We start from the raw sequence: 11,459 nt of genomic DNA, 5'->3' as shown, positions 1-11,459 counted from the left end.
ATCGACATCACCATCAACGGTGCCAACGATACCCCGACGCTCAACATCACCCAAAGTGGTACCACCACCTTTACCGAGTTGAGCGGCCCGGATACACCAACCAACGACGTCACGCTGCTGAGTGCGGCCGCTATCGTCGATCTGGATCACATCAGACCTCAATCGATTGCGGTGACTATCACCAACACCAAGGCTGGTGATCAACTGCTGTTTACCAACACCGCCGACATACAGGGCTCTGTCAGCAACATAGGTGGCAATGTCGTCCTGACGCTGACGGCTATCGCCGGACACACGCCAACCGAGGCACAATTCGAAGCAGCTCTGGCGACAGTGAAGTTCAACAACACCTCGGATACGCCGGATACCACTCAGCGCAACATCGCCTTCACCGTCACAGACCCACAAGGGGCTAGCAGCACGGTGGCCACGATCAGTCTGAATGTGGTAGCGGTGGCAGATGACACCACCGCTCCCACCCCAACCATTACGATCAACACCTATGCACCAAGCGGTAATGGTGGGTTTATCGACTACATCGTTAACTTTGGTGAAGCAGTGACAGGAGTGGACGCTACTGATTTCAGCGTTGTTCGAAACGGTGGTGGTGGTGGAAACGTGAAGATAGACTCCATCACATCTCTATCCTCCTCCGTTTATGCAGTCCACGTTTCCTACAATAATGGAGCTGAGGGAAACACGAATACCGTTCGACTGGACTTCAATTCTGGCACTAATGTGGTGGATGGCGCTGGCAATGTAGCCAGTGGTGCAACAGGCCAAGTTCAAACCGGTTTGGCACCAGCGGGCATTGCCGGAGAGCCCATTAACCTAGCGTTGACCAGCCCAGCGGAGGCCATCTCAGGTTCCGTCACCATCACCCTTAGCGGCGTCCCCGCCGGCTGGATTTTCAGCGAAGGCAGCCGTAACAATGATGGCAGTTGGACGGTGGTTACCGACGATCCATCCAGCCTCACCGTCACCAGTCCAGCTGACTTTGCCGGCGCCCTGGTAATAGACGTCAACATGAGCTGGATAAACGCAGACGGCAGCACGGGCAGTGTCTATATTGCCGACAACGTCGAGGCCTATGCCCCGGGCTCCCCCATCTTCGCCCTGTCGCAAGATGACAACCTGACCGGCTCATCCGGTGCGGATCAGTTCGTGTTCGCCCAACCCATCGGCAACAACGTCATCTACAACTTCGACGTCGCCAACGACAGGCTGGATCTGATCGGCTTTACCGGCGTCACCAGCATGGCAAACGTGCAAATAAGCAATGACGCCGATGGCAATGCGGTGATCAGCATTGGTGAGGGCCAGAGCATCACGATCAAGGGGGTCGATGGGGCGTTGCTCGGCGAGGCGAACTTCGAGTTCAACGTCGATCCGGTGACCCGCAATGGCGATACCCTCACCATAGATGACGGGGCCATCATGCCGTTTGGGGGCAGCCTCATCAACGAAGGGATTATTGCCCTTGGCAGCCACGACAGCGGCGCCAGCCTGGAGATCCTGTTCCGCGGTGCCAGCCTGAGTGGCGGCGGGCAGCTGGTGCTCTCCGACAGCGACCACAATGCATTTTTCGGTGGCAGCGCCGATACCGTCCTGTTCAACATCGACAACAGTATCCGCGGTGCAGGTCAACTCGGCGCCGGGCAGCTGATATTGAACAACGCAGGCAGCATCCTTGCCGATGGCAGCCATGCTCTGGTGATCGACACCGGCGATGAGCTCATCGTCAACTCCGGCTTGCTGGCTGCAACCGGAACCGGTGGTCTGGTCATCAACAGCGGGCTCGACAACAGCGGCCTGCTGTGGGCCAATGGCGGCAATCTAACTTTGAACGCGGCTGTCAGCGGTACCGGCCACGCCTTGATCAGCGGCATGGCCACGCTGGCTTACGCTGCTGGGTCGAGCCTCGACACCCGCTTTGCCGAAGAAGGGGATGGCACGCTCAGGCTGGCACAGGCCGCCGACTTCACCGGTACCGTCTCTGGCTTCAACGCAGGGGATAAGTTCGAGCTGGCCGACCTCGGGAACGCAACGATCAGCTATATCAGCAACGCCACCGCGAGCGGCGGCGTGCTGACCATCGATGATGGTACCCACCTCAGCGAGATCCAGTTGCAAGGCACCTACACGGCAGCCGGCTTCCAGATGGCGCAAGAGCAAGATGGCGGCACGACTGTCAGCTACCACGCCATTCTGGCGGACCAGATATTGTCGGGGACGGATGGTGACGACGGTCTGGTGGGCGGCGATGGCAACGACACCCTGAACGGGCTGGCCGGCAGCGACGTTCTGGTCGGCGGAGCCGGGAGCGACACCTTTGCTTTCAGCCATGAAGGGGGGCTGGATACCATCCTCGATTTCAACAGCGCCAGCCTGGCACAGGGGGGAGACGTGCTGGATCTAAGGGATCTGTTCCAGGATGCATCGGGCAGCGACCTGTCCGACTACCTGGCGGTGCGAGAGGAGGATGGCAGTACCATTATCAGCGTGGACAGGGACGGGGCAACGGGGGAAGCCGGCTTCCAGGATCTGGTCATGTTGCAGGGCTCCACAGGGCTGCATCTCGACGAGCTGCAGCAGCAAGGCAATCTGCTGAACCACGGATAAACCCGACTCACGCAATCCGAATAAGCAAAAGCCCCGGCAGCACGGACTGCCGGGGCTTTTTTCATCACAAAGGAGGGGCCATTACTGCGCCAGCAGGTGGCCCACCAGCTCATGGCGCCAGCCTTGCAGCAGCATGGGCTTGTCCGCCCGGGCCCGCTCTTCCTCGTTCATGCGCCAGCTCCAGGTGAAGTACTGGTGGATGATCTTCTTGCTCGCCACCAGCTCCGGCGGAATGTTGCTGGCCTTGGCCTTCTCCTCCACCATGGCCTTGATGCGCTTGAGTTCGGCCTTGTACTGGGGGAAGTCCACCAACCGGCGGATGGGCTCTGGCCAGCTCTCTGGGTCGCTTTGCTGGGCGGAGGCGACGATGTCCAGCATCCGTTTGCCGTGGATCTTGATCTCGATGGGAGAGAGCCCCAGCTCGTTGAGATCCCGCAGCGACCCGGGCCTGCGTTCCGCCACCTTGAACAGGTGCAGCTCCTTGACCACGAAGTTGAGGGCCAGATCCCGGCGCACCGCCTCTTGCTGGCGCCAGGCGGCCAGCTCGCGCAGGATGGCCAGCTCGCGGCGGCCCAGTTGCCAGGCGTTGACGATCTCGAGATAAGCCTGGCGGGGATCGCTCCCCTGGGTCTTGCGGGCGGAGTGGTTCTGGCACTCCTGCTCGAACCAGGCAAACTTGCCGCTCTCACGCAGCTTGCTCATCACCTTGGCGTAGAGGGGCAGCAGATAGAAGACGTCGGCGGCGGCGTATTCCAGCTGACGAGGGGTGAGCGGGCGAGCCAGCCAGTCGGTGCGAGCCTGATCTTTCTCGAGCTCGACCCCGAGGAACTCGTTGACCAGGGCACCAAAGCCCACCGAGACACCATGGCCCAGGAAGGCTGCCGCCAGCTGGGTATCGTGCATCTGGTTTGGCAGATGACCCGCCTGATGCTGGATAAGCTCCAGATCCTCGCCGGAGGCGTGCAAAATGGCGATCTGCCCTGCCCGGCCGAGACGTTGCCACAAAGCGGAGAGATCGAGCGTCAGGGGATCCAGCAGGGCGAGACGCTCGCCGTCATAGATCTGGAACAGACCGAGCTGGGGATAGTAGGTACGGGTGCGAACGAATTCGGTATCGATGGCCAGGGGAACGTCGGCCAGAGAAGCGAGATACTGATCCAGTTCGGCTTGCTGTGAAATGAGTTGATATTGCATCGTTGCCTGCACGTTGGTCGGACCCAGAAAGAAAAAACCGTGGATGCCCCACGGTTTTGCATAACGACAGCGCTCGTCTGCAGAGCAGTGCATGCCGGTTATTGCTTGGCAATCTCCTCGTCGCGCAGCACGCGCCGCAGGATCTTGCCCACATTGGTCTTGGGAAGTTCGTCGCGAAATTCTACCAGTTTCGGCACCTTATAGGCAGTCAGATGTTTACGGCAGTGGGCAATTATCTCTTCTTGCGCCAGCGTCGCGTCTTTCTTGACCACGAAGATCTTCACCTGTTCCCCCGACACCGTGTTCGGTACGCCGACGGCCGCCACTTCCAGCACCTTGGGATGGAGCGCGACCACGTCTTCGATCTCGTTCGGGTAGACGTTGAAGCCGGAGACCAGGATCATGTCCTTCTTGCGATCGACGATCTTGAAGAACCCCTGCTCGTCGCACACGGCGATGTCACCGGTGCAGAGCCAGCCATCCTGCATCACCTCGGCGGTCGCTTCGGGACGTTGCCAGTAACCGGTCATCACCTGCGGGCCGCGCACCTGCATCTCACCCGGAGCACCACTCTGGGTGACGAGGTTCCCCTCGTCATCCACCAGGCGGATCTCGGTGGAGCAGACCGGCAGGCCGATGGAACCGTTGTAGTCCACCAGATCGTAGGGACAGACGCTCACCAGGGGCGAACATTCGGTCAGGCCATAGCCTTCCAGCAGCGGGGTGCGGGTCAGCGCCTTCCACTGCTCGGCCACCGCCCGTTGCACCGCCATGCCACCGCCGATGGTGAGCTTGAGCTTGGCAAAATCCATCTCCTGGAACTCGTCGTTGTTGACCAGGGCGTTGAACAGGGTGTTGACCCCGGTAATGCAGGTGAAGGGGTACTTCTTGATCTCTTTGACGAAGCCCGGGATGTCACGGGGGTTGCTGATGAGCAGGTTGTAGCCCCCCAGGCGCATGAACAGCAGGCAGTTCACGGTCAGGGCGAAGACGTGGTAGAGCGGCAGGGCCGTGACCACGAACTCCTTGCCCCGCTCCAGCACAGGGCCATAGACGCCGAGGCACTGCTCGACGTTGGCGATCATGTTGCGATGGGTCAGCATGGCCCCCTTGGAGAGACCCGTGGTCCCCCCGGTGTATTGCAGGAAGGCGATGTCCTGGTTGCTGATCTCCGGCTTGATGTACTGCAGGTAGCGGCCCTTGGCGAGGGCCTGGCGCATGGTGCTGGCGTGGGGCAGGTTGTACTTGGGCACCAGCTTCTTGACGTATTTCACCACGAAGTTGACAAGGGTCCCCTTGGCAAGCCCCAGGTTGTCACCCATCCGGGTCAGGATCACGTGCTTGACCGGGGTCTCATAGACCACCTTCTCCAGGGTATGGGCGAAGTTGGAGACGATGACGATGGCCTTGGCGCCGGAGTCTTTCAGCTGGTGTTCCAGCTCGCGCGGGGTGTAGAGGGGGTTGACGTTGACCACCGTCATGCCGGCCCGCAGGATGCCGAATACCGCGATGGGGTATTGCAGCAGGTTCGGCATCATTACCGCCACCCTGTCCCCCTTGCCGAGCTTGAGCTCGTTTTGCAGATAGGCGGCGAAGGCGCGGGACTGCTCTTCCAGCCGGCGATAGGTAATGGTTTGCCCCATGTTGACGAAGGCGGGCTGATCGGCGAACTGGCTCACCGACTCTTCAAACATCTCGACCAGAGAGCCGTATTGGTCTGGATTGATCTCGGCGGGCACCCCTTCTGGATAACGCTTCAGCCAGACTTTTTCCACGAACTTCTCCTGCATAACTCGCACCTGTGCGCTCACTGTGTTGCCTCCGTCCCTGTCACATCCAATTCAATCAATTGTTTTAAGTTAATGTTCTAATGTCGCCCATATTTACATAAGGCAACATCGATTAACAGCAAATTAACAACGAGAACTGTGAGGGAGAAAGCAAACCTGACATGATTCAAAGCCGGCGATCCTACCGGATTTGACCGAACTTTTCGATATAAACGGCGGTTTCTGACGAATTTTCCATATGGAAATGGTGATTTCCCGCCACCTGCACCATCTCGATCTGCGCAAAGGCCCCTGCCCGCTGCCGCCACTGCTCCAGCAGCCAGGGGAAGCCCTGCTCGCCCCGGATAAAGAGCACCGGGCAGGCAATGGCCCGGATCAGCGCCTGGGCCTGCCCCTCGCTCATGCGAAGGGGGGAGAGATCGCGAAGACGGGGATCGCTGCGCCAGTACCAGCGCCCTGCCCGCGCCTCCAGCTGCCGCTCGCAGATAAGGCGCGCTGCTGCCGGGCTGATGTCTGCCACCTTGCAACGGGCCGCCACCGCCTCCTCAAGAGAGGCAAACCCGCTGGCGGCACGCTCGCGGGTGCGACTGCGATTGAGAATGGCCCTGCGAAGCTGCCCCGGCACCTCCTCGTCAGGCTGGCTCAAGGGCCCGAGCCCCTCCATCAGGATGAGTCGCTCCACCTGCTCGGGGAAGACCCCGGCATAGGCAGAGGCGATCAGCGCCCCGAGGGAGTGACCAAGCAAGGTGAACCTGGTCCAGCCCGCAGCCTGCACGATCTGGTGGAGATCATCCAGCCAGTCGACGAAGACATAGGGAGTGTGCTTGTGATCGGAGTGGCCATGGCCCGGCAGATCGAGGCAGACGAGATGAAATGCCTCAAGATGAGGGGCCAGGGGCAAAAAGCTGGCCCCGTTGTCGAGCCAGCCATGCAGGGCGACGAGCAGCGGTTGGCCCTGCCGACCGTTGTCCAGCAAGGCGACGCGGCGCCCGTCCGCCAGGGTGATGACGCGCTCTTCCATCATCACCAGCGGGAGTGGTGGCGCCTTGGCCAGAAGGGATCATAGAAGGGGTCGTAGAAGTAGGGGTCCACGTAGCGGATCTCCACCTCCTTCACCGGCGGCCACAGCTTGCTGGCGGTCACCTTGAGCACGGAGAAGCGATACTTGTGCTCCCCTATCTGGCTGTCCACCGGCTTGTCGATGGTGCCGAGCACCGTCAGACTGCGCCCCTTGGCGTAGAGGGTCGGGTCGATAAAGCCCTTCATGATGGCGAGGAAGCGCCCCGGACTCTGCTCGGTCTGGGTCGGCACACCGTTGGCCTTGAGGGGCAGATAGACCACCTCGACCACGCTCTGATCCTGCTCGTTGTGCACCGCCGAGATGACGCCGCTCCAGCGCGCAGGCTTGCCTTCCATCCCCTGCAGGGCGGGCTGATAGGCCACCAGCTGATCCGCCGGCTCATAGGCCAGCTCGTCGGGCACAGTGCTGCAGCCACCCAGCAGCAGCCCCACCAATCCCAGCACCATCACGGGTTTCATCATTTGCCTCTCCTTGATCCGCCTGCATCCGCCTCGGAGGGCGGGCAGCAGGTCACCTTATTCGCGACCCGGCAGTTTTTTCCAGGTCACCTTGTCGCGCAGATAGACGGGGGTCGCCTGCTCCACCGGCACCGCCTCGCCCGCCAACCAGGCAACCCGGGCCAGGGGCAGCATGTCCACCGCCGCCGGGAAGCGCACCTGGCTGGTCACCAGCTCATCGGCCAGCCCCTTGAGGCTCTCGCCATAGGTCTCAAACCCGGTGCCGACGCAGGTAACGCGCCCGGCCTGCTTGCCTCTGGCCTCGACCAGTGCGTCGGGGTGGCTCACCACCTCCTCGCCCACCAGTTGCATCTGCCCCGCGACTCGCTCGTAATGGCCGAAGTAGACCTCGTCCATACGCGCATCGATGGCCGCCAGCACCCGCTCGGCCCCATCCAGACGGTGGGCGCCCTGGGCCATGGCCGCCAGGGTGGAGATGCCGATGAGCGGCACACCGGCGCCAAAGGCGAGCCCCTGGGCCACGCTGATCCCGATCCGCACCCCGGTGAAGGAGCCCGGCCCCCGCCCGAAGGCGATGGCATCGAGTTGCTCCAACGATAAACCGGCTTCCTCCAACACAGCCTGAACCATGGGCAGGATTTTGCGGGTGTGATCCCGCGGCGCCTCCTCCCAGCGGGAGAAGACCTTGTCACCCACCATCAAGGCGGCAGAGCAGGCTTCGGTGGCGGTATCAACGGCCAGGATCTTCAACTCATCCATTCTTTTTATTCTCTTCACATCTATCGGTTAAATCGTCAGCATGGCCTTGGCCTGCCGTAAAAATTGTTCAGCATCGCTCAGATGCTGCGGGCTCACTCCCGTGGCCCAAAGAAATCTCCCAGGGTCGCCAGCTCCCGCGTCCGTGGGATGGCGGGCAGACTCTTGATGAAGGTGGCGCCGTAGGGTTTGTTGACCACGCGTGGATCACAGATGACCAGCACACCGTGATCACTGCGATCACGAATGAGCCGCCCCACCCCCTGCTTGAGGGCGATCACCGCCTTGGGCAGCTGCAGCTCGGCGAAGGGATCCCCCCCCTTGAGCTTGCAATCCTCCACCCGCGCCTTGAGCTGCGGATCGTCCGGGCTCGCAAAGGGCAGCTTGTCGATGATAACACAGGACAAGGCGGCCCCCCGCACGTCTATCCCCTCCCAGAAGCTGCTGGTCGCCACCAGCACGGCGCGGCCGTTCTCGACGAAGGTCTTGAGCAGGCGCTGCTTGTTGTCCTCTCCCTGTAACAAGACGGTGCGACCTATCTCCCGGCGCAGCACCTCGGCCACCTGGCGCATCACCTGATGGCTGGTGCAGAGGAAGAAACAGCCCCCCGGCGTCTTGTTGATGAGGGGGATCATCAGGTTGGCGAGCTGCTCCCCCCGCCCGAAGGCATTGGGCTCTGGCAGGAAGCGCGGCACGCACAGGCGCGCCTGCTCGGCATAATCGAACGGGCTGTCGAGAACCAGCTCGGCGCTGCCGGCCAACCCCATCTCGGCCACGAAGTGGGCGAAGCGATTGTCCACCGTGAGCGTCGCGGAGGTGAAGACCCAGGCCACCTCGGGACGCTGCACCTCGGCGCCAAAGCGCTCCGCCACCGAGAGCGGCGTCAGGTTGAGAGTGAAGTGCAGTCGCGAGCAGTCATACCAGTAGGAGAAGCCGGTCTGGTTGATGGCCAGCACCTCCCCCAGCCGAGTACGCAGCTCGCTGATCCGCTCGAAACAGTGGTCGAGCTGCTCGCCCCGCCCGAGCGCCAGTTTCAGCACCTCGTAACAGAGGCCGAGGGCGTCGTTGAGGCGGGCCAGTGCCTGACCCCAGAGCGGTTGGCGCAGCATATCCCGGGTGTTGCCACGCCCCCCTTCAACCCCGAAGGCGAGGCGCAGATCCTGACTGGCAATGGCGAGCCTGTCCGCCGCCTTGCCGAGCTGGGCCATGTCGTGAGCCTCCGCCCGGTAGGCGAGCTGGATGTCCTGGGCCAGATCCTGGATGGTGCGGCTGCCCACCGACTTGCCGAAGTAGTTGCTGGCGATTTCGGGCAGCTGGTGTGCCTCGTCGAACACATAGACCTGCGCCTCGGGCACCAGCTCGCCAAAGCCGGTGTCCTTGACCGCCATGTCGGCGAAGAAGAGATGATGGTTGATCACCACCACCTGGGCATCCATGGCGCGGCGCCGGGCAATGACCAGATGGCAGTCGTCGTAATAGGGGCAGTCGCGTCCCAGGCAGTTCTCGTTGGTGCTGGTGACGTGGGGCAGGATCTCGGCATTCTCCTGCAAGCCCGGAATGTCCCCCACGTCGCCGTTGTCGGTGGTGGTGGACCAGGACTTGACCTTGACCAGATCGCTCAGGATATCCGGCTTTTGCAGGTGGGATTCGCTCAGGAGGCGGTTCATCCGCTCGATGCAAAGATAGTTGCTGCGCCCCTTGAGCAGGGCCACCGGCGGCGTGTAGTCGAGGGCCCCTGCGATGGTGGGCAGATCCCGGTAAAAGAGCTGCTCCTGCAGGTTCTTGGAGCCGGTGCTGATCACCACCCGCTTGCCGGACGCCAAGGCCGGCACCAGATAGGCATAGGTCTTGCCAGTACCTGTACCGGCCTCCACCAGCAATCGGCCGGCACTCTTGATGGCGCGCGCCACCGCCTCGGCCATCTCCAGTTGCGGCGCACGGGCCTTGAAGCCTTCGATGTGGCTGGCCAGAGGGCCGTCTGGCGTGAACAGGGTCTGGATGGTCAAAGGCGTATCCCGCAGCAAAAGCGGCATTATGCCAAAAGCGCGGAAAAAGCGGGACTGCTAATACGGTCAGACGAAGAGATCGATCTGGTGATCGGGGTCCGGCTTGTGATCATCTTCCTGTGTTTTCGGCTGATCACGCTTCCCGGGATGATACCCCTGCTGGCGCGACTGGCCGCCATCACTGTCGGTGCCAATCTTGCGCAGCTGATGCTTCTGGCTGATCTGGGTCACTTCCCGCTTGATGTCCTCCGGACTCGGCGTCGAGGGTGCGCGAGGCAAGATGGGGAATAACAGGTCCTGACTGGGCATGATGTCGCCTCCTCCGGTACGTCATTGTCTAGTTATCGACCAGAAAACCGTTTTCTCAACTTTAATCGCCCTGATCACATTTTTCGGTTGCTTTTTCTGTCAAGGCAGGTAGTTTAAATCGGGCGTCAACAACGACATCTGCATTGTAAAGGATTGATTACATCATGAAGTTCACCACCCTGAAGACTCATCATCACCATCATCATCCCGAATAGTCTTTCAGGAGGTTGACTGCTGGAAGACACTTAACTGGTGACTTCCAAAAGGACCGCAAGATTCATGAACCCTCGGAAGCACCCACTTCCGAGGGTTTTTTCGTTTTTGACTAGAAGGAAATCGAGCAATGGAAACACAACGTCTGCGCATCGCCATGCAAAAATCCGGTCGTCTGAGTCAGGACTCCCAGGCCCTGTTCAAGAGCTGCGGCCTCAAGATCAACCTGCGGGAGCAGCGCCTCATCGCCCATGTCGAGAACATGCCCATCGACATCCTGCGGGTGCGTGATGACGACATCCCGGGCCTGGTGATGGAAGGGGTGGTCGACCTTGGCATCATCGGCGAGAACGTGCTGGAAGAGGTGCAGCTCATCCGCGCAGCCCAGGGACAACCCTTCGCGGTCAAGACCCTCAAGCAGCTGGACTTCGGCGGCTGCCGCCTGTCGCTGGCGGTCCCGGAAGATGTCAACTACACCGGACCCGAGTGCCTCGCCGGCAAGCGCATCGCCACCTCCTACCCAGGGTTGCTCAAGCGCTTCTTCGACGAGAAGGGCCTGGGCTTCAAGAGCGTCATGCTGGGCGGCTCGGTGGAAGTGGCCCCCCGTGCTGGCCTGGCCGATGCCATCTGCGATCTGGTCTCCACCGGCGCCACCCTGGAGGCCAACGGCCTGAAAGAGGTGGAGGTGATCTACCGCTCCAAGGCGGTGCTGGTGCAGGCCCCCAACCCCCTGTCGGATGCCAAGCAGAAGCTCATCGACAAGTTGCTGCCCCGCATCCAGGGAATGCAGCAGGCCCGCGAGAGCAAGTACATCATGCTGCACGCGCCGAAAGACAAGCTCGAGGCCATCACCTCCCTGCTGCCCGGTGCCGAGCGCCCCACCATCATGCAGCTTGCCGGTGACACCAACCAGGTCGCCCTGCACGTCGTCTCCAGCGAGACCCTGTTCTGGGAGACCATGGAACGGCTCAAGGCCCTGGGTGCCAGCTCCATTCTGGTGCTGCCCATCGAAAAAATGATGGAATAAGGA

The 11,459-nt window shown here is 61.3% G+C and carries 9 protein-coding genes and 1 other annotated feature; of the genes, 2 read left to right on the top strand and 7 right to left on the bottom strand.

Going from position 1 to position 11,459, the window contains the following annotated elements:
* On the top strand, positions 1-2,622 hold a 2,622-nt coding region (locus BN1136_RS20105; RefSeq protein WP_156135295.1), incomplete at its 5' end, for a beta strand repeat-containing protein.
* A gap of 81 nt (positions 2,623-2,703) precedes the next feature.
* Here the strand turns inward: BN1136_RS20105 and rnd are convergent.
* The 7 genes from rnd to BN1136_RS01895 all read right to left on the bottom strand — a co-directional run bounded on the left by rnd (position 2,704) and on the right by BN1136_RS01895 (position 10,216).
* Positions 2,704-3,816 carry a ribonuclease D gene (gene rnd, locus BN1136_RS01925; protein ID WP_043760652.1) on the bottom strand — a complete coding sequence of 371 codons (1,113 nt, stop codon included), beginning with the start codon at positions 3,814-3,816 and terminating at the stop codon, positions 2,704-2,706.
* 98 nt (positions 3,817-3,914) lie between these two features.
* Entirely contained in the window at positions 3,915-5,591 is a 1,677-nt protein-coding gene (fadD, locus tag BN1136_RS01920) for a long-chain-fatty-acid--CoA ligase FadD (protein WP_081843737.1), read from the bottom strand.
* Positions 5,592-5,787: 196 nt separating this feature from the next.
* Positions 5,788-6,630 carry an alpha/beta fold hydrolase gene (locus BN1136_RS01915; protein ID WP_043760610.1) on the bottom strand — a complete coding sequence of 281 codons (843 nt, stop codon included), beginning with the start codon at positions 6,628-6,630 and terminating at the stop codon, positions 5,788-5,790.
* Complete coding sequence (locus BN1136_RS01910; protein WP_043760612.1) at positions 6,630-7,148, bottom strand: Slp family lipoprotein; 519 nt, start codon at positions 7,146-7,148, stop codon at positions 6,630-6,632. Before BN1136_RS01910 ends, BN1136_RS01915 begins: the two co-directional genes overlap by 1 nt.
* A gap of 54 nt (positions 7,149-7,202) precedes the next feature.
* Positions 7,203-7,904 carry a tRNA (adenosine(37)-N6)-threonylcarbamoyltransferase complex dimerization subunit type 1 TsaB gene (tsaB, locus tag BN1136_RS01905; protein ID WP_043760613.1) on the bottom strand — a complete coding sequence of 234 codons (702 nt, stop codon included), beginning with the start codon at positions 7,902-7,904 and terminating at the stop codon, positions 7,203-7,205.
* A gap of 92 nt (positions 7,905-7,996) precedes the next feature.
* On the bottom strand, positions 7,997-9,907 hold the full coding sequence (locus BN1136_RS01900; RefSeq protein ID WP_043760615.1) for a DNA repair helicase YoaA: 1,911 nt from the start codon (positions 9,905-9,907) through the stop codon (positions 7,997-7,999).
* 66 nt (positions 9,908-9,973) lie between these two features.
* Entirely contained in the window at positions 9,974-10,216 is a 243-nt protein-coding gene (locus BN1136_RS01895; RefSeq protein WP_043760617.1) for a hypothetical protein, read from the bottom strand.
* A gap of 190 nt (positions 10,217-10,406) precedes the next feature.
* Positions 10,407-10,535, top strand: a sequence feature (His leader region).
* A 24-nt stretch (positions 10,536-10,559) separates the two neighbouring features.
* On the opposite strand from BN1136_RS01895, the gene hisG reads away from it, so the two are divergent.
* Positions 10,560-11,456: an ATP phosphoribosyltransferase gene (gene hisG, locus BN1136_RS01890; protein WP_043760619.1), complete on the top strand. Its 897-nt coding sequence runs from the start codon at positions 10,560-10,562 to the stop codon at positions 11,454-11,456.
* Positions 11,457-11,459: the final 3 nt, after the last annotated feature.

It is taken from the genome of Aeromonas taiwanensis (assembly GCF_000820165.1).
Lineage (GTDB): Bacteria > Pseudomonadota > Gammaproteobacteria > Enterobacterales > Aeromonadaceae > Aeromonas > Aeromonas taiwanensis.
The sequence above is the reverse complement of the archived record's forward strand: the minus strand, read 5'-3'. Positions and strand labels throughout refer to the sequence as shown.